The following is an 18,493-nucleotide window of genomic DNA, read 5'->3' as shown; positions in this document are numbered from 1 at the left end:
CGGTGTCTCGGGGCGGCCGGATAGGCTCGGCCCCCGATGGACACCGACGCACAGCCCCTGGAGCGCGACCGCTCCTCCGCCCCCGACGAGGGGAGCACGGAGGAGGGGTCGCGCTCCACGCGTTCCCGGGCCCGCTCCTGGCTGCGGGCCGGGCCCGGGAAGGGCGCCGGGCGGCTGCGGCTGTCGGTGCGGACCGCGACCCTCGTCGGCGCGGTCTGCGCCGTCTTCGTCCTGCTGCTGAGCACCTTCGTCGTCCAGCCCTTCCAGATCCCCAGCAGCTCCATGGAGCCGACGCTCCAGGTCGGCGACCGGATCCTGGTCAACAAACTCGCCTATGACGCCGCGGAGCCGCCCGCCCGCGGCGACATCGTCGTCTTCGACGGCCGAGGTTCCTTCGTACAGGAGGAACTGACGGAAAACCCCGTGAGTTCCGTAGTACGAGAGGGACTGGCAATGCTCGGACTCGCCGAGCCTGCCGACACCGACTTCGTCAAGCGCGTCGTCGGGACCGGCGGCGACCGCGTGGTCTGCTGCGACGACGAGGGCAGGGTCGAGGTGAACGGTGCACCGGTGGACGAGACGTACCTCCACCCCGGCGACCTCCCGTCCGAGGTGGCGTTCGACATCGTGGTGCCCGCGGGGCGGCTGTGGGTCATGGGCGACCACCGCAGCCGGTCCAGCGACTCCCGGGACCACCTCGGCTCCCCGGGCGGCGGCATGGTTCCGGTGGACCGCGTGATCGGCCGCGCCGACTGGATCGGCTGGCCGTTCGGGCGCCGGACCTCCCTCGCCCCCACCGACGCCTTCCGCCACGTCCCCCCGCCCGCCCCGCCGCCGGGCGGCGGCCATGGGTAACCGCGGACGGCCCCGCGCGAGCCACCGCGCCGACACCCGGCTGCCCACCGGCACCCGCCCGACGGACGGCGGCCGGTCCCTCCCGGGGCGCGCCGAGCGGCGCCGGCTGGCCCAGAAGGTCAAGCGCAAGCGCCGTCGCTCGGCGGTCAAGGAGGTGCCCCTCCTGATCACCGTCGCCCTGGGTATAGCCCTGGTGCTCAAGACCTTCCTGGTCCAGGCGTTCGTGATCCCCTCCGGCTCCATGGAACAGACCATCCGCATCCAGGACCGGGTGCTGGTGGACAAGCTCACCCCGTGGTTCGGCTCCCGCCCCCAGCGCGGCGACGTGGTCGTCTTCAAGGACCCCGGCGGCTGGCTGCCCCAGGAGGAGCAGCAGCAGGGCGAGGACCCGATCGTCGTCAAGCAGGTCAAGCAGGCCCTCACCTTCATCGGCCTGCTGCCCTCGGACGACGAACGCGACCTGATCAAGCGGGTCGTCGCGGTCGGCGGCGACCGGGTGGTCTGCTGCGACCAGCAGGGCCGGGTCACCGTCAACGGCATGCCGCTGAACGAGCCCTACCTCTTCCCCGGGGACGCCCCGTCGACGATCGACTTCGAGGTCACCGTCCCCGAGGGCCGGCTCTTCGTGCTCGGCGACCACCGCTCCGACTCCGCCGACTCCCGTTTCCACCTGACCGAGGAGGGGCAGGGGACGGTGGCCGAGGACATGGTCGTCGGCCGGGCCGTCTACATCGCCTGGCCGCTCGACCACTGGACCCGGCTGGGGGACGAGGAGCCCTTCGCCGCGGTCCCGCCCGGGAGTGGCGCGCGGGCGGCCGCGGAGGCATCGTCGAATAGTGTGTCCTCCCAGGATCTGAACGGAATGGTCCTGCTCCCGACCCCTGCGGAACTCCCGCTCGTTATGGGAGTGGTGGGCCTGTTCCTTGTATGGAGCAGGCGGTTCGCACGGAGTGAGGAGTGGATGTGGGGGACGTGGCGGTCGGCGCGCGGTCCGGGCACGGCGATCCCGAGGAGAGGCCCGGGGCGTTCCCCGAGCAGTCCTCGGACGGCGGTGGCAGGACGGCTCCGCCGGACAGCGGCGACGACGAGCCGGAGGGCAGCGGCACGGGACAGCACGGCGGTACGGGACAGAAGAAGCAGCGATCCTTCTGGAAGGAACTGCCGCTCCTGATCGGTATCGCGCTGCTCCTCGCGTTGCTGATCAAGACCTTCCTGCTCCAGGCCTTCTCCATCCCGTCGGATTCGATGATGAACACCCTCCAGCGCGGCGACCGCGTGCTGGTGGACAAGCTCACGCCCTGGTTCGGATCGGAGCCGGAGCGCGGCGAGGTCGTCGTCTTCCACGACCCGGGCGGCTGGCTGGTGGGTGAGCCCACCCCCGAGCAGAACGTGTTCCAGCAGTTCCTGTCCTTCATCGGCCTGATGCCCTCGGCCGAGGACAAGGACCTGATCAAGCGGACCATCGCGGTCGCCGGCGACACGGTGGAGTGCAAGAAGGGCGGGCCGGTCAAGGTCAACGGCAAGGCCCTGGACGAGCCGTACCTCTACCCGGGCAGCTCCGCCTGCGACGACGCGCCCTTCGGCCCGTTCAAGGTCCCCGAGGACCGGATCTGGGTCATGGGCGACAACCGCCAGAACTCCCAGGACTCCCGGTACCACATGGAGGACGCCAACCGGGGCTTCGTGCCCGTGGACGAGGTCGTCGGCCGGGCGGTCGTGGTGGCGTGGCCGCTGAACCGCTGGGCGACCCTGCCCGTCCCGGACACCTACGACCAGCCGGGGATCAACGCGGCCGCCGCGCTGGCGCCCCCGGCGCTGGGTCTCGCGGGCGCGGTGCCGCTGGTGCTGTGGCGCCGCCGTCGCCTGACGGCGGGCTGAGGCGCGCTTCCGGCTGCCGGGCCCGCCGGGCGGCGCGGTCCGGGGCGGTCCGGCAGCGCGGTCCTTGTGGGCGGGCGCCCGCCGGGGCCGACCGGGGCGAGCGCCCGCCGGGGCGGGGCCGATCGAGGGGCTGACCGTTCGCGTACCGCCGGGTAGGGTGCGATGCCGGACCGCACTTCCCCGGGCCCGTCCCGGGGCGACATCGGAGCTGGGGAGCGCTGGTGAGCCGTACACAACAGGACGCCGAGGCCCGGGGCCGGCTGGGCAACGCGCTCTCCGGCATCGCCGTGGCGGTCGGCTGTGTGCTCTTCCTCGGCGGATTCGTCTGGGGCGCGGTCGTCTACCAGCCCTACACGGTGCCCACCGACTCCATGGTCCCCACGGTGAACGTGGGCGACCGGGTGCTCGCCCAGCGGATGGACGGCGACGACGTCCGCCGCGGTGACGTGGTGATCTTCCGCGACGAGGAGTGGGGGGACCTCCCCATGATCAAGCGGGTCGTCGGGGTCGGCGGCGACGAGGTCGCCTGCTGCGGCGACGGAGGCCGGCTGACGGTCAACGGCAAGCCGGTCGACGAGCCCTATCTGCGGGCCGAGGGCCCGGCGGCCGAAACGTTCACGGCCAAGGTCCCCGAAGGCCATCTGTTCCTCCTCGGCGACGACCGCCGCACCTCGCTGGACTCCCGCTCCCACCTGGAGCAGGCGGGCGACGGCTCGGTCCCGCGCTCGGCCGTCGACGGCCGGGTGGACGCCATCGCCTGGCCCCTCGGCGGCGGCGCGATCGACCGGCCCGCGGCCTTCGCCGAGCTGCCGGGCGGAGTGTCGCAGCCCGGCCCGTTCCGGCTGGTCGTGGCGACCATCGCGGTCGGGGTCGTGCTCATCCTGGGCGGGGCGGCCTACGGGCCGATCGCGGCCCGGGCGGCCCGGAAGCGGAGCCGGGGGACGGAGCCGGCGCGTGCCGCCTGAGACCCCGCAGGCGCCGGTGGTGCGCCGGGTCTCCCGGGTCGTCCTGCTCGACCCGGCGGACCGCATCCTGCTGATGCACGGCTTCGAGCCCGCGGACCCGGCCAGCGACTGGTGGTTCACCCCCGGCGGCGGCCTGGAGGGCGACGAGTCCCGGGAGGAGGCGGCGCTGCGCGAACTGGCCGAGGAGACCGGGATCACCGAGGTCGACCTCGGGCCGGTGCTGTGGCGGCGGCGGTGCTCCTTCCCGTTCGACGGGCGGCGCTGGAACCAGGACGAGTGGTACTTCCTGGCCCGTACGGCCCGCACCGAGGCCGCCCCGGCCGGGCTGACGGAGCTGGAGCGCCGCAGTGTCGCGGGCCTGAGGTGGTGGACCTCCGCCGAACTGCTGGCGGCGCGTGAGACGGTGTACCCGACCGGACTCGCCGAGCTGCTCCGCACGCTGCTCGACGAGGGGCCTCCGAGTGAGCCCGTGGTCCTCGCCCCGGAAATCGCCTAGGGGCGCGGGACGCTGGAGCACAATAGGGAGACGCAAGGCTGAAGGGGAACATGCCATGAGCGCCGAGGACCTCGAGAAGTACGAGACCGAGATGGAGCTGAAGCTCTACCGGGAGTACCGAGATGTCGTCGGGCTGTTCAAATACGTGATCGAGACCGAGCGCCGCTTCTACCTCACCAACGACTACGAGATGCAGGTGCACTCGGTCCAGGGCGAGGTCTTCTTCGAGGTCTCGATGGCGGACGCCTGGGTCTGGGACATGTACCGGCCTGCTCGTTTCGTGAAGCAGGTCCGGGTCCTCACGTTCAAGGACGTGAACATCGAGGAGCTCAACAAGAGCGACCTGGAGCTGCCGGGCAGCTAGCGCACGCCGCCGCCGGGTGACCGGCGACGGTCCGGGTTGTCGCCGGTCCGGTCCTCTGCCGGTTCCGGCCGCACGTCCGGGCCGCCGGTTCACTCGTCCGGGTGGCGGAGTTCTCCACATGGGCCGGGTTGTCCACGGGTTTCGAGCAAGATCCACTCCCTGGACTGCGGGCGGTCAGAGTCGGTGCCGGAGGTGGTGCCGACATGAACGCCACGAGGGCACTGGGACGGTACGGCGAGGACCGGGCGGCACGGCTGCTGTCCGGATCGGGGATGCGGCTGCTCGCGAGGAACTGGCGGTGCGGCCGCGCCGGTGAGATCGACATCGTCGCCCGGGACGGCGACACACTCGTCGTCTGCGAGGTCAAGACCCGCAGAGAGGGTGCGTACGAGCATCCGATGGCCGCGGTCACCCCGGCCAAGGCCCGGCGGCTGCGGCGGCTCGCCGACTGCTGGCTGGACCGCCACGGGGACGCGCCACCGGGCGGGGTCCGCATCGATCTGGTGGGCGTGGTCCTGCCGCGTCGCGGGGCCGCCGTCGTGGAGCACGCCAAGGGGGTGGCGTGATGGGCTTCGCACGCGCCTGCTCCGTGGCCCTCGTCGGGGTCGAGGGCGTGGTGGTCGAGGTGCAGGCCGACCTGGAACCGGGTGTCGCCGCGTTCACCCTCGTCGGGCTGCCGGACAAGAGCCTGGTGGAGAGCCGGGACCGGGTGCGGGCCGCGGTGGTGAACTCGGGCGCGGACTGGCCGCAGAAGAAGCTCACCGTGGGGCTCAGCCCGGCGTCCGTTCCCAAGAGCGGCTCCGGTTTCGATCTCGCTGTGGCCGCGGCCGTGCTCGCCGCCGCCGAGCGGATCGACCCCCGGCAGATCACCGACCTGGTCCTCATCGGAGAGCTGGGGCTGGACGGCCGCGTCCGGCCGGTGCGCGGGGTGCTGCCCGCCGTCCTCGCGGCGGCGGAGGCGGGATACGACCAGGTCGTGGTGCCGGAACAGACCGCGGGCGAGGCCGCCCTCGTCCCCGGGGTCTCGGTGCTCGGCGTCCGCAGCCTGCGCCAGTTGATCGCCATTCTGTCCGACGAACCGGTGCCCGACGAGGAGCCGGTGGAGCCGGGGCGGCCCGACCCAGCCCTGGCGGGCCTGCTGGTCCCCGGCGCGGGGGTGGGCACGGGAGTGGCCCCGATGGACCGCGCCACCGGCCCCGACCTGGCCGATGTCGCGGGCCAGCGCGCGGCGCGCACCGCGCTGGAGGTCGCGGCCGCCGGCGGGCACCATCTGCTGCTCTCCGGGCCGCCCGGCGCGGGCAAGACCATGCTGGCCGAACGCCTGCCCGGGATTCTGCCGCCGCTCGGCAGACAGGAGTCCCTTGAGGTCACGGCCGTCCACTCGGTCGCCGGAATCCTCCCGCCCGGGGAGCCGCTGGTGCGGGCCGCCCCCTACTGCGCCCCGCACCACTCGGCCACCATGCAGGCCCTGGTCGGCGGCGGGCACGGGCTGCCGAGACCGGGGGCCGTCTCCCTGGCGCACCGGGGCGTCCTCTTCCTCGACGAGGCCCCGGAGTTCACCGGCAAGGCACTGGACGCGCTCCGGCAGCCGCTGGAGGCGGGCCATGTGGTGGTGGCCCGCAGCGGGGGAGTGGTGCGGCTGCCCGCGCGCTTCCTGCTGGTCCTCGCGGCGAACCCCTGCCCCTGCGGGCGGCACACGCTGGTCGGCGCGGGCTGCGAGTGCCCTCCCTCGGTCGTCCGCCGCTATCAGGCCCGGCTCTCCGGGCCCCTGCTGGACCGGGTGGACCTGCGCATCGAGGTGGAACCGGTGAGCCGGGCCGATCTGCTCGGCCCCGGCGTGCGCGGGGAGTCCTCGGCCGAGGTCGCCGTCCGGGTGCGGGAGGCCAGGGAGCGGGCGTCCGCCCGCCTCGCGGACACCGGCTGGACGATGAACGCCGAGGTCCCGGGCCACGCCCTGCGCACCCGGTGGACGGTCGCGCCCGGGGCCCTCGCCGCCGCCGAGCGGGATGTGGAGCGGGGGCTGCTCACGGCCCGGGGGCTGGACCGGGTCCTGCGGGTCGCCTGGACGCTCGCGGACCTGGCCGGGCGGGACCGCCCCGAGGCGCGGGACGTGGCCCATGCCCTCCAGCTGCGCACCGGGATCGCCCGGGGCGTCCCCGACCTGGCCGGGGCCCCGCGATGAGCCGCCGGATCGGCCGGGCGGCGGGGGCTCGTCGCGGGCGCCGGCGCGGCCCGGCGAGGGCGTGCGCGGCGGCGTGGCTCGCGAAGCCGGGCCCGGGTGTGGGCTCCGGCGTGCGCCCCGGCGCGGCTCCCGGCCCGGGAGGGGGCCCGCCATGACCGCCGAGGCCCACGGGCCGGCCCCCGCACCCGGCACGGAGCGCGTCGCCCGGTCGGCTGTCCCGTCCGGACCGGCCTTCGGCGTGGACGAGGCAGAGGTCAGCCGGGCGGCCGGACCGGCGCACTCCGCACCCGACGCGGAGCGGGTCGCCAGATCAGCTCTGACGGAGATCCTGGAGCCCGGGGACGCGAGAGCCGGCCGCTGGCTCAGGGACCTCGGTGCGGAGGAACTCCTCGCCCGGCTGCTGCCCCGCCGTGCGGGCGAGGGGGCCGGGCTGCCGGGGCTGACCCGGGAGCGGTCCGCGGGGCTGCGGGCGCGTGCCGCCGGGGTCGTTCCCGGCCGGAGCCTCGCCACCGTCCGGGCCCTCGGCGGCCGGTTCGTCGTCCCCGGCGACCCGGAGTGGCCGACCCAGCTCGACGACCTCGGCGACGCCCGCCCGATCGGGCTCTGGGTGCGCGGGAGCCCCGACCTGCGCAGATGGGCGCTGCGATCCGTCGCCCTGGTCGGCGCGCGGGCCTGCACCCCGTACGGCGCGCACATCGCCGCGGAGCTGGCCGGCGGTCTGGCCGAGCGGGGGTGGGTCGTGGTGTCGGGTGCCGCGTACGGGGTCGACGGCGCGGCGCACCGGGGCGCGCTCGCCGCCGGGGGTGTCACCGCCGCGGTCCTGGCGTGCGGGGTCGACGTCGCCTATCCCCGCGGCCACGGGGAGCTGATCGACCGGATCGTGCGCCAGGGCCTGGTCCTCGGGGAGCTGCCGCCCGGGCAGCACCCCACGCCCAGCAGGTTCGTCCTGCGCAACCGGGTGATCGCCGCCCTGACCAGGGGCACGGTGGTCGTCGAGGCCGCGCGCCGCAGCGGCTCGCTGGTCACCGCCCGCAGCGCGCAGCGCCTGGGCCGCTTCACCATGGGCGTCCCCGGGCCGGTCACCAGCGCGCTCTCGGCGGGGGTGCACGAGCTGCTGCGCGGCGAGGCGGTCCTCGTCGGGGACGCGGCGGAGGTGGTCGAGCTGGTCGGGGAGATCGGAGAGCTGGCCCCGGAGCACACCGGTCCCGTGCTGCCCCGGGACCTGCTGGACCCGGTGAGCCGGAGCGTGCTGGAGGCCCTGCCCGGGCGGGGCGGCGCGGGCGCGGAGGAGATCGCCCGGGCGGCCGGGACCGGGCCCGACGAGGCGCTGGCCCGGCTGTACGAACTGCACTCCCTGGGGTTCGTCGAGCGCAGCGGACGGGCATGGCGGCTGGCACCCCGGGCGGATCGCTGCTCGAACACCCGGCGAGGCGGTGCTTGACCTGGAGCATTCGGGTGAAAAGGTGAGGGGCGATGGCCCTCCCCGTCGTGCCTGTGACGCCGTGGGGGCCGGTGCGCGGCGCATCGGCCCCTATTCGAAGGTGTGGGCGAGGGCGCATACCCCCATCGGTCCGATCCGCGCCCGCTCGCCCACCGCGACGGCGCAGTCACGCTACGCTCGCGATTTCCGGCCTCGGCCGCCTCACCCGATTTACCGTCCACAGCAGAACGGCTCAAGGCAACGCATGCCCCAGCACACGTCCGGGTCCGACCGCGCGGTAGTGCCCGCTGCTGCCCGTGGCGCCGTGCGGCCCTCGGCTCCCTCGTCGCTGGAGGAGCTGTGGCGGTCGTACAAGGCCACCGGCGACGAGCGGCTGCGGGAACAGCTGATCCTGCACTACTCCCCGCTGGTCAAGTACGTGGCCGGCCGCGTCAGCGTAGGGCTCCCCTCCAACGTCGAGCAGGCGGACTTCGTGTCCTCCGGGGTCTTCGGGCTCATCGACGCCATCGAGAAGTTCGACGTCGAGCGGTCGATCAAGTTCGAGACGTACGCGATCACCCGTATCCGCGGGGCCATGATCGACGAACTCCGGGCGCTGGACTGGATTCCGCGCTCGGTGCGGCAGAAGGCCCGCGCGGTCGAGCGCGCGTACGCCACGCTCGAAGCACAGTTGCGGCGCACCCCGTCGGAGGCCGAGGTCGCGGCCGAGATGGAGGTGACGGTCGAGGAACTGCACTCGGTTTTCAGTCAGTTGTCGCTGGCCAACGTGGTCGCCCTGGAGGAGCTGCTCCATGTCGGCGGTGAGGGCGGCGACCGGCTCAGCCTCATGGACACCCTGGAGGACACGGCCGCGGACAACCCGGTCGAGGTGGCCGAGGACCGCGAACTGCGCAGGCTGCTCGCCAGGGCGATCAACACCCTGCCCGACCGGGAGAAGACCGTGGTCACGCTCTACTACTACGAGGGCCTGACCCTCGCAGAGATCGGTCATGTGCTGGGCGTCACCGAGAGCCGGGTGAGCCAGATCCACACCAAGTCGGTCCTCCAGCTGCGGGCGAAGCTGGCCGACGTCGGACGCTGAGCCCCACGGAGGCGGCGGCATCCGTAAAGTGGAGGGGTGCCCAGGATTCGAGCGGCCTCCGTGGCCGAGCACCGGACGATGCAGCGAGGCGCCCTGCTGGACGCCGCGCGCTCCCTCCTGTCCGAAGGCGGTACCGAGGCGCTGACCTTCCCCGCGCTGGCCGAGCGCACGGGTCTCGCGCGGTCCTCCGTCTACGAGTACTTCCGCTCACGCGCGGCGGTCGTCGAGGAACTCTGCGCCGTCGACTTCCCCGTCTGGGCGGCCGAGGTCGAGGACGCGATGGCCCGGGCGAGCACGCCCGAGGACAAGGTCGAGGCGTATGTGCGGCGCCAGTTGGAGCTGGTCGGGGACCGGCAGCACCGTGCCGTCGTCGCGATCTCGGCGAGTGAACTGGACGCGGGGGCGCGGGAGAAGATCCGCGCCGCGCACGGCGGCCTGATCGCCATGATCGTCGAGGCGCTCGGCGAACTCGGGCAGCGCGAGCCGCGCCTGGCCGCGATGCTCCTCCAGGGCGTGGTGGACGCGGCGGTCCGCCGGATCGAGCTGGGTGCGGCGGAGGACCCGTCCACCATCGCGGACGCGGCGGTGGCGATGGCCCTGCGGGGCGTCCGGGGCTGACGGGCTCTGCCCCGCTGCGCGCCTCAGGGCGCGGTGAGCACCGGCAGCAGACGGGACGGAGCCCGGCGCAGCATCCACGGCGGCAGCAGGGACAGCGGGTCCAGATACGCGTCCCCGCGCAGCAGGCCCCAGTGCAGACAGCTCACGGGGCAGTGCGTGCCGCCCGGCTCCAGCGTGGCGACGGCCTGGCCGGCGGCCACCTCTTCGCCCGCGGCGACGAGCGGGCGCACCGGTTCATAGGTGATCCGCAGCGGCGGGTCCCCCGCACCGGTGAGCGCGATGCTCAGGACCCCGCGCCCCGCGACCCGCCCCGCGAACACGACCCGCCCCGGGGCGGCGGCGCGCACCGCCGCGCCGGGTGCCGCGGCGAGATCCACGCCCCGGTGCCCGGCCGCGTACGGCGACCCCGGCGGGTCCCACCCCCGCACCACCACGGGCCTCACCGCCCCGACGGGCCAGCTCCGCGCCGCCGGGTCCGGGCCCGTGCCAGGCGGCCCCGGCGCCCGCGACGCGGTCCGCGCCTCGCCCGCGTACGGGCCGTACCGGATGCCCGCCCGGTACGGGCTCGGCGCCACCGCCCCGCCCCGGCCCGGCGCCACCGCCCCGGCCGCGGTCTGCCGGACGTCCGCCCCGACCTGCCGGCTCCGCGCGAGTCCAGCCCCCGGCGGCCCCGGCGGCCCCGGCGGCCCCGGCGCGGTCCGCGCCCGCGCCTCGCCCGCGTGCGGGTCGTGCCGGGTGGCCACCGCCCCGGCCGGGACCGACTCGTGCGCCCCCGCCCCCGGCGGGCGGTCACGCGTCGGCGGCCCGCTCGCCCCCGCGCCCACCGCGAGGAGCCCCAGCGCCACGGACAGCCCCAGCGCCACGGACAGGGCCAGCGCGCACGCCCGCCGCACGGTGGCCACCCGCGCACCCGGGGCGCGGGCGCCCGCCCCGCGCGCGGCCACGGCGGCGGCGACCCCGCGCGCACCCCGGGCGCAGGGGTCCGGAGGACAGTGGCGCCCGGCAGGGCGAATCGGCGGCGCGGCGCAGCAGTTCATGCGTCCACCGTGACGGAACGCGCCCCCGCACCCGCCCGGCCTGTGGACAAGGAGAGCGTTGTGGACAGCGGCGTCACCCGGGGGCCTCCGGGTCCCGTACACTTCTTACGGCGATCCGGGTCACCGGGTCGACTTCGCACGCCCCGCCACCGGTCTCTTCGCGGACGGTGGCCGCGCTCCTCGGTCCTTCTGTGGCACGGCGCGTCGGGGCGTCAGGACACAACCGAGAATCCAAGGAGATACGGCCATGGCCGTCGTCACGATGCGGGAGCTGCTGGAGAGCGGCGTCCACTTCGGTCACCAGACCCGTCGCTGGAACCCGAAGATGAAGCGCTTCATCTTCACCGAGCGCAACGGCATCTACATCATCGACCTGCTCCAGTCGCTGTCGTACATCGACCGCGCCTACGAGTTCGTCAAGGAGACCGTCGCCCACGGCGGCTCCATCATGTTCGTCGGCACGAAGAAGCAGGCCCAGGAGGCCATCGCCGAGCAGGCGACGCGCGTCGGCATGCCGTACGTCAACCAGCGCTGGCTGGGCGGCATGCTCACCAACTTCTCGACCGTCTACAAGCGTCTGCAGCGCCTCAAGGAGCTGGAGCAGATCGACTTCGACGACGTCGCCGCCTCCGGTCTCACCAAGAAGGAGCTCCTGGTCCTCTCCCGCGAGAAGGCCAAGCTGGAGAAGACCCTCGGTGGTATCCGCGAGATGCAGAAGGTGCCGAGCGCCGTCTGGATCGTCGACACCAAGAAGGAGCACATCGCCGTCGGTGAGGCGCGCAAGCTCCACATCCCGGTCGTCGCGATCCTCGACACCAACTGCGACCCCGACGAGGTCGACTACAAGATCCCGGGCAACGACGACGCGATCCGCTCCGTCACCCTGCTCACCCGCGTGATCGCCGACGCCGTCGCCGAGGGCCTCATCGCCCGCTCCGGCGCCGCCACCGGCGACTCCAAGCCGGGCGAGAAGGCCCAGGGCGAGCCGCTCGCCGAGTGGGAGCGCGACCTGCTCGAGGGTGAGAAGAAGGCCGACGACGCCGAGGCCCCCGCCGCGGAGAAGCCGGCCGAGGCCGCCGCCGAGGCTCCGGCCGCCGAGGCCCCCGCCGCCGAGGCCGAGCAGGCCTGACCCGCGGGACCGGCCCGCACGGACCGGTCGACGACGGCGGGGGCACACGATGCCCCCGCCGTCCACCCGTAGATCCGCCCGGTCCGCACGATCCACCGGGCCCGGGTCTTTCGCAGATCTCAGACCGATCTCACAGACTTCGAGAGAGAAACCCAGACTCATGGCGAACTACACCGCCGCTGACGTCAAGAAGCTCCGCGAGCTCACCGGCGCCGGCATGATGGACTGCAAGAAGGCGCTGGACGAGGCCGACGGCAACGTCGACAAGGCCGTCGAGGCGCTGCGCATCAAGGGCCAGAAGGGCGTCGCCAAGCGTGAGGGCCGCTCCGCCGAGAACGGCGCCGTGGTCTCCCTCATCGCCGACGACAACACCTCCGGTGTCATCGTCGAGCTGAAGTGCGAGACGGACTTCGTCGCCAAGGGCGAGAAGTTCCAGGCCGTGGCGAACTCGCTGGCCGCCCACGTCGCCAAGACGGCCCCGGCCGACCTGGAGGCCCTGCTCGCCTCCGAGATCGAGCCCGGCAAGACCGTCCAGGCGTACGTGGACGAGGCCAACGCCAACCTCGGCGAGAAGATCGTCCTGGACCGCTTCGCGCAGTTCACCGGCGGCTACGTGACCGCGTACATGCACCGCACCATGCCCGACCTGCCCCCGCAGATCGGTGTCCTCGTCGAGCTCGACAAGGAGAACGCCGAGGTCGCCAAGGGCGTCGCGCAGCACATCGCCGCCTTCGCGCCGAAGTACCTGTCCCGCGAGGACGTCCCGGCCGAGGTCGTCGAGTCCGAGCGCCGCGTCGCCGAGGAGACCACCCGCGCCGAGGGCAAGCCCGAGGCCGCCCTCCCGAAGATCGTCGAGGGTCGCGTCAACGGCTTCTTCAAGGAGGCCACCCTCCTCGGCCAGCCCTACGCGCTGGACAACAAGAAGACCGTTCAGCAGATCCTGGACGAGGCCGGCGTCAGCCTGAAGCGCTTCAGCCGCATCAAGGTCGGCATCTGAGTCCGTACGCGACGGACACCGGACCCCGGTAGGGTCTGAGGCAGTCGTCCGCGCCCGCGCCGGACGACCGCAGATCTGACGAGGAGGCCATTGCCGTACGGGAAACCGCAAGGACCCCAGGGCAATGGCCTTCTTCGTATGTGCACGAGGAGATCCCCATGAATCAGGGCGCCGCTACAGGCGACGACAACCACGGCAAGAAGGCCGGCCGCTTCATGCTGAAGCTGTCCGGAGAGGCGTTCTCCGGCGGCACCGGCCTGGGCGTCGACCCCGACGTCGTGCACGCCATCGCACGCGAGATCGCCGCGGTCGTCCGCGACGGCGCGGAGATCGCGATCGTGATCGGCGGCGGCAACTTCTTCCGCGGCGCCGAGCTCCAGCAGCGCGGCATGGACCGGGCGCGCTCCGACTACATGGGCATGCTGGGCACCGTCATGAACTGCCTCGCCCTCCAGGACTTCCTGGAGAAGGAGGGCATCGACTCCCGCGTCCAGACCGCCATCACCATGGGCCAGGTCGCCGAGCCGTACATCCCGCTGCGCGCCGTGCGCCACCTGGAGAAGGGCCGCGTCGTCATCTTCGGCGCCGGTATGGGCATGCCCTACTTCTCCACCGACACCACGGCCGCCCAGCGCGCCCTGGAGATCGACGCCGAGGCCCTGCTGATGGGCAAGAACGGCGTCGACGGCGTCTACGACTCCGACCCCAAGGCGAACCCCGACGCGGTCCGCTTCGACGCCCTGGAGTACGGCGAGGTCCTCTCCCGCAACCTCAAGGTCGCCGACGCCACGGCCATCACGCTCTGCCGTGACAACGCCCTGCCGATCCTCGTCTTCGAACTCCTCGCCGAGGGCAATATCGCCCGCGCGGTGAAGGGTGAGAAGATCGGCACGCTCGTGAGCGACCGCGACACCCGGGTCTGATCCCCGGGCCCCGGGGGGCGACTTCCGGGGATGGACAAAGTCCTGCCGGTCGGACACCGTGCAGGGAACACGCGACGCAGGTTCCGACGGCCCAGTGGGATGCCGGGCCCAACTCAAGACACGCAGGAGCAAGTGGTGATCGAAGAGACCCTCCTCGAGGCCGAGGAGAAGATGGAGAAGGCCGTCCTGGTCGCCAAGGACGACTTCGCCGCGATCCGTACCGGACGTGCGCACCCGGCGATGTTCAACAAGATCGTGGCGGACTACTACGGTGCCCTGACCCCGATCAACCAGCTCGCCTCCTTCTCGGTGCCCGAGCCGCGGATGGCCGTCGTCACGCCGTTCGACAAGTCCGCGCTGCGCAACATCGAGCAGGCCATCCGCGACTCCGACCTCGGCGTCAACCCGAGCAACGACGGCAACATCATCCGCGTGGTCTTCCCGGAGCTCACGCAGGACCGCCGCAAGGAGTTCATCAAGGTCGCCAAGACCAAGAGCGAGGACGCGAAGATCTCGATCCGCGCCGTCCGCCGCAAGGCCAAGGAGACCATCGACAAGTTCGTCAAGGACGGCGAGGTCGGCGAGGACGAGGGCCGGCGTGCGGAGAAGGAGCTCGACGACACCACCGCGAAGTACGTGACGCAGGTGGACGAGCTGCTCAAGCACAAGGAAGCCGAGCTGCTCGAGGTCTGATGAACGACTCTTCCTGGGGGGCCTCCGCCGGCGCGGGATACGCCGGTGCCTGGCCACCGCCCGACCAGGGGCCCCTCCCGGCGGGTCCTGCCCGCGATGGGCACGACGCACAGCAGACTCGGCCCATGCCCATCGTGCCGGACTTTCCCGACGCAGGGAGAGACGCCCAGTCCGCAAACCGCCCCGGCGGCCGTCACGGCCGCCGCGGGGGCCCCGAGGAGGGAGCCGCCCGGCCCGGCGGCCCCCTGTTCCGTGACGAGAATCCGCAGGAGCCCATGTCCACCCCGCCGTCGGCCGCGCACCAGCCCCCGCCGGCCGCGCCGCGGCCCTCCGGGGGCCCGTCGCAGCCGCCGCAGGACGAGGCCCGGCAGCACGCCCAGCAGCCGCCGCCCCCGATGCCCGCGCACCCGACGGGCAAGAAGCGCGCCGGCCGGGACCTGCGGGCGGCCATAGGGGTCGGGGTCGGGCTCGGCGCCGTGATCGTCGCCTCGCTCTTCTTCGTCAAGGCCGTGTTCATCGGCGTGATAGCGGTCGCCGTCGTCGTCGGGCTGTGGGAGCTCACCACCCGCCTCCAGGAGCGCAAGCAGATCAAGGCGCCGCTGGTGCCCCTCGCCGTCGGCGGCGCGGCCATGGTGGTGGCCGGCTACCTCCGGGGGGCGGAGGGCGCCTGGGTGGCCATGGCGCTGACCGCGCTCGCCGTCCTCGTGTGGCGGATGACCGAACCGCCCGAGGGCTACCTCAAGGACGTCACGGCCGGTGTCTTCGCCGCCTTCTACGTCCCGTTCCTGGCCACCTTCGTGGCGATGATGCTCGCCGCCGACGACGGCCCGCAGCGGGTGCTCACCTTCCTGGTGCTCACCATCGTCAGCGACACCGGCGCGTACGCGGTCGGCTGGCGCTTCGGCAAGCACAAGCTCGCCCCGCGCATCAGCCCCGGGAAGACCCGCGAGGGGCTGCTCGGCGCGGTGGGCTTCGCGATGGCGGCGGGCGCGCTGTGCATGCAGTTCCTGGTGGACGGCGGCGCCTGGTGGCAGGGCCTGCTGCTGGGTCTTGCGGTGGCGGCCAGCGCGACGCTGGGCGACCTCGGCGAGTCGATGATCAAGCGCGACCTGGGCATCAAGGACATGGGCACCCTCCTCCCCGGCCACGGCGGCATCATGGACCGCCTCGACTCCCTCCTGCCGACCGCGCCCGTGGTCTGGCTGCTCCTAGTGATCTTCGTCGGCACGGGCTGACCTGCGCTTCTGTGGGCGAGGGCCCGTCGTCCACAGGGCGGCGGGTCCTCACTCTCATCTCTGCGACACTGGTAGCACCATGCCCAAGCCCGGAGAACTCACTTTCGTCGCGCCCCGCGGAGCCAAGAAGCCGCCGCGGCACCTCGCCGACCTCACGCCCGCCGAGCGGAAGGAGGCCGTCGCCGCGATCGGCGAGAAGCCGTTCCGCGCAAAGCAGTTGTCGACGCACTACTTCGCCCGGTACGTGCACGACCCCGCGCAGTGGACCGACATCCCCGCCGCCGCCCGCGAGAAGCTCGCCGGGGAGCTGCTGCCCGACCTGATGTCGGTCGTCCGCCATATCTCCTGCGACGACGACACCACCCGCAAGACCCTCTGGCGCCTGCACGACGGCACCCTCGTCGAGTCCGTGCTGATGCGCTACCCGGACCGGGTCACCATGTGCATCTCCTCGCAGGCCGGCTGCGGGATGAACTGCCCGTTCTGCGCCACCGGCCAGGCCGGGCTGGACCGCAACCTGTCCACGGCCGAGATCGTGCACCAGATCGTCGACGGCATGCGCGCCCTGCGCGACGGCGAGGTCCCCGGCGGCCCCGCCCGGCTGTCGAACATCGTCTTCATGGGCATGGGCGAGCCGCTGGCCAACTACAAGCGGGTCGTCGGCGCCATCCGCCGGCTCACCGACCCCGAGCCGGACGGCCTCGGCCTCTCCCAGCGCGGGATCACCGTCTCCACCGTCGGCCTGGTGCCGGCCATGCTGCGCTTCGCCGACGAGGGCTTCAAGTGCCGCCTCGCCGTCTCCCTGCACGCCCCCGACGACGAGCTGCGCGACACCCTGGTGCCGGTGAACACCCGCTGGAAGGTCCGCGAAGTCCTCGACGCGGCCTGGGAGTACGCGGAGAAGTCCGGCCGCCGCATCTCCATCGAGTACGCCCTCATCCGGGACATCAACGACCAGGCCTGGCGCGGTGACCTCCTCGGCCGCCTCCTCAAGGGCAAGCGGGTGCACGTCAACCTGATCCCGCTCAACCCGACCCCGGGCTCCAAGTGGACCGCCTCCCGTCCCGAGGACGAGCGGGCCTTCGTCGAGGCGATCGCCGCGCACGGCGTCCCGGTCACCGTCCGGGACACCCGCGGGCAGGAGATCGACGGGGCGTGCGGGCAGCTCGCGGCCCACGAGCGCTGAGGCCCCCGGCCCGGCCGGGGCCCGGCGAAGGTGGCTGATACTGTGCGCCCTGTACGTTCGCACAGATGAACAGCGGCTGAGCGGACGACCCCGTTCGCGCCGGAGCACGGCGCGGACGGCCGACACAACGAAACATTCCGACAGGGGAGCGCACCACAGCGCTGAGAGTGCGGCACGGCCGCAGACCCTCGGACCTGATCCGGGTCATACCGGCGTAGGGAGTCAGCACACCATGAACAGCCAGCTTCGCCGTGCCGTCGGCACGGCCCTCGCCGCCGCCCTGGGCATCACCTCCCTCGCGGCCTGCGGCAACGGCTCCGAGGACAAGGGCAGCGGCGACGGGGCCGGGTCCAAGACCGTCACCCTGGTCACCCACGAGTCCTTCGCGGCCTCCGAGGCCGTCCTCAAGGAGTTCACCAAGCGGACCGGCTACACCGTGAAGATCCTCAAGAGCGGGGACGCCGGCACCGCGCTCAACAAGGAGATCCTCACCAAGGGCTCCCCGCAGGGCGACGTCTTCTTCGGCGTCGACAACACCCTGCTCTCCCGCGCCCTCGACAACGACCTGTTCACGCCCTACGAGGCGAAGGGCCTGGACCGCGTGGCGCCCGAGGTGCAGCTTGACAAGGACAAGCACCGGGTCACGCCCGTCGACACCGGCGATGTCTGCGTCAACTACGACAAGAAGTACTTCGCGGAGAAGAAGCTCGCCCCGCCGAAGACCTTCGCCGACCTCGCGAAGCCCGCGTACAAGAACCTCCTGGTGGTCGAGAACGCCGCCACCTCCTCGCCCGGACTCGGCTTCCTGCTGGGCAGCGTCGGCGCCTTCGGCGAGGACGGCTGGCAGGACTACTGGAAGAAGCTGAAGGCCAACGGCGTCAAGGTCGTCGACGGCTGGGAGCAGGCGTACAACGAGGAGTTCTCCGGCTCGGCCGGCGGCAGGAAGGCCGGGGCGGACCGCCCGCTCGTCGTCTCCTACGCCTCCAGCCCGCCCGTCGAGGTCCTGTACGCGGAGCCGCAGCCGAAGGAGGCGCCCACCGGCGTCGCCACCGGGACCTGCTTCCGGCAGATCGAGTTCGCGGGCCTGCTCGACGGCGCGAAGAACGAGAAGGGCGGCAAGGCGCTCCTGGACTTCCTGGTCTCCAGGACCTTCCAGGAGGACATGCCGCTCAACATGTTCGTCCACCCGGTCGTCTCCGACGCGAAGCTGCCCGAGCTGTTCACCGAGCACGGCGTGGTCGTGGACGAGCCCGAGACCGTCGCGCCCGCCACGATCGCCGGCAAGCGCGAGCAGTGGGTCCGGTCGTGGTCCTCGCTCGTCCTGAAGTAGACCCCGCCACGGACCGGGGCCCGGGCCGCGAGCCCGGCCCCGGGCCGGGCTGGCGCCGGGGGAGCGTGGCCCGGCTCGCGCTG

The 18,493-nt window shown here is 73.0% G+C and carries 18 protein-coding genes, 1 pseudogene and 1 riboswitch; of the genes and pseudogenes, 18 read left to right on the top strand and 1 reads right to left on the bottom strand.

Annotated features, from left to right (window positions below; genetic code table 11):
- The first annotated feature begins 36 nt into the window (after positions 1–36).
- From lepB (ABZ457_RS14565) to ABZ457_RS14515, 11 genes and pseudogenes are all read left to right on the top strand, one after another.
- Complete coding sequence (gene lepB / locus ABZ457_RS14565) at positions 37–855, top strand: signal peptidase I (protein WP_359157687.1); 819 nt, start codon at positions 37–39, stop codon at positions 853–855.
- A pseudogene (gene lepB / locus ABZ457_RS14560) lies at positions 848–1,874 on the top strand (signal peptidase I); the annotation flags it as partial. The gene lepB (ABZ457_RS14565) and the pseudogene lepB (ABZ457_RS14560), both read left to right, overlap by 8 nt.
- Entirely contained in the window at positions 1,828–2,733 is a 906-nt protein-coding gene (gene lepB / locus ABZ457_RS14555) for a signal peptidase I (RefSeq protein ID WP_359157685.1), read from the top strand. The pseudogene lepB (ABZ457_RS14560) and the gene lepB (ABZ457_RS14555), both read left to right, overlap by 47 nt.
- Positions 2,734–2,954: 221 nt before the next feature.
- Positions 2,955–3,698 (top strand): signal peptidase I, encoded by a 744-nt coding sequence (gene lepB, locus ABZ457_RS14550; protein ID WP_359157683.1) that lies wholly within the window; start codon positions 2,955–2,957, stop codon positions 3,696–3,698.
- Entirely contained in the window at positions 3,688–4,194 is a 507-nt protein-coding gene (locus ABZ457_RS14545) for an NUDIX hydrolase (RefSeq protein ID WP_359157681.1), read from the top strand. Before lepB (ABZ457_RS14550) ends, ABZ457_RS14545 begins: the two co-directional genes overlap by 11 nt.
- Before the next feature lie 55 nt (positions 4,195–4,249).
- A complete protein-coding gene (locus tag ABZ457_RS14540) occupies positions 4,250–4,558 on the top strand; it encodes a DUF2469 domain-containing protein (protein ID WP_005311352.1) in 309 nt (102 codons plus the stop codon).
- Positions 4,559–4,761: 203 nt separating this feature from the next.
- On the top strand, positions 4,762–5,124 hold the full coding sequence (locus ABZ457_RS14535) for a YraN family protein (protein ID WP_359157679.1): 363 nt from the start codon (positions 4,762–4,764) through the stop codon (positions 5,122–5,124).
- A complete protein-coding gene (locus ABZ457_RS14530; RefSeq protein ID WP_359157677.1) occupies positions 5,124–6,740 on the top strand; it encodes a YifB family Mg chelatase-like AAA ATPase in 1,617 nt (538 codons plus the stop codon). Before ABZ457_RS14535 ends, ABZ457_RS14530 begins: the two co-directional genes overlap by 1 nt.
- A 151-nt stretch (positions 6,741–6,891) precedes the next feature.
- Positions 6,892–8,181, top strand: a complete 1,290-nt coding sequence (dprA, locus tag ABZ457_RS14525) for a DNA-processing protein DprA (RefSeq protein WP_359157675.1) — start codon at positions 6,892–6,894, stop codon at positions 8,179–8,181.
- 244 nt (positions 8,182–8,425) lie between these two features.
- On the top strand, positions 8,426–9,262 hold the full coding sequence (gene whiG / locus ABZ457_RS14520) for an RNA polymerase sigma factor WhiG (protein ID WP_359157672.1): 837 nt from the start codon (positions 8,426–8,428) through the stop codon (positions 9,260–9,262).
- Positions 9,263–9,322: 60 nt separating this feature from the next.
- Entirely contained in the window at positions 9,323–9,880 is a 558-nt protein-coding gene (locus ABZ457_RS14515; RefSeq protein ID WP_018850005.1) for a TetR/AcrR family transcriptional regulator, read from the top strand.
- Positions 9,881–9,903: 23 nt separating this feature from the next.
- On the opposite strand, the gene ABZ457_RS14510 is transcribed toward ABZ457_RS14515, so the two are convergent.
- Positions 9,904–10,782 carry a peptidoglycan DD-metalloendopeptidase family protein gene (locus ABZ457_RS14510; RefSeq protein ID WP_359157669.1) on the bottom strand — a complete coding sequence of 293 codons (879 nt, stop codon included), beginning with the start codon at positions 10,780–10,782 and terminating at the stop codon, positions 9,904–9,906.
- A gap of 382 nt (positions 10,783–11,164) precedes the next feature.
- Here ABZ457_RS14510 and rpsB point away from each other — a divergent pair, with 382 nt between their 5' ends.
- The 7 genes from rpsB (at position 11,165) to ABZ457_RS14475 (ending at position 18,410) form a co-directional block, all read left to right on the top strand.
- Complete coding sequence (rpsB, locus tag ABZ457_RS14505) at positions 11,165–12,046, top strand: 30S ribosomal protein S2 (RefSeq protein WP_018850003.1); 882 nt, start codon at positions 11,165–11,167, stop codon at positions 12,044–12,046.
- Positions 12,047–12,206: 160 nt separating this feature from the next.
- Positions 12,207–13,043, top strand: coding sequence for a translation elongation factor Ts (tsf, locus tag ABZ457_RS14500; RefSeq protein ID WP_018850002.1), 837 nt, complete (start codon positions 12,207–12,209; stop codon positions 13,041–13,043).
- Between the two features lie 158 nt (positions 13,044–13,201).
- Positions 13,202–13,966: a UMP kinase gene (gene pyrH / locus ABZ457_RS14495; RefSeq protein WP_359157665.1), complete on the top strand. Its 765-nt coding sequence runs from the start codon at positions 13,202–13,204 to the stop codon at positions 13,964–13,966.
- Between the two features lie 135 nt (positions 13,967–14,101).
- The gene (gene frr, locus ABZ457_RS14490) at positions 14,102–14,659 is read left to right on the top strand and encodes a ribosome recycling factor (RefSeq protein ID WP_018850000.1); all 558 of its coding nucleotides are present in this window, start codon (positions 14,102–14,104) and stop codon (positions 14,657–14,659) included.
- Positions 14,659–15,894, top strand: a complete 1,236-nt coding sequence (locus ABZ457_RS14485; RefSeq protein WP_359157661.1) for a phosphatidate cytidylyltransferase — start codon at positions 14,659–14,661, stop codon at positions 15,892–15,894. The genes frr and ABZ457_RS14485 overlap by 1 nt, the downstream gene beginning before the upstream one ends.
- 79 nt (positions 15,895–15,973) lie before the next feature.
- Positions 15,974–17,080, top strand: a complete 1,107-nt coding sequence (rlmN, locus tag ABZ457_RS14480; RefSeq protein WP_359157659.1) for a 23S rRNA (adenine(2503)-C(2))-methyltransferase RlmN — start codon at positions 15,974–15,976, stop codon at positions 17,078–17,080.
- A 132-nt stretch (positions 17,081–17,212) separates the two neighbouring features.
- Positions 17,213–17,318: riboswitch (TPP riboswitch) on the top strand.
- Positions 17,313–18,410 (top strand): thiamine ABC transporter substrate-binding protein, encoded by a 1,098-nt coding sequence (locus tag ABZ457_RS14475; protein WP_359157656.1) that lies wholly within the window; start codon positions 17,313–17,315, stop codon positions 18,408–18,410. It overlaps the preceding riboswitch by 6 nt.
- Positions 18,411–18,493: the final 83 nt, after the last annotated feature.

The organism is Streptomyces sp. NPDC005805, from assembly GCF_040630445.1.
Lineage (GTDB): Bacteria > Actinomycetota > Actinomycetes > Streptomycetales > Streptomycetaceae > Streptomyces.
This window is presented reverse-complemented; position numbering and strand designations above follow the sequence as displayed.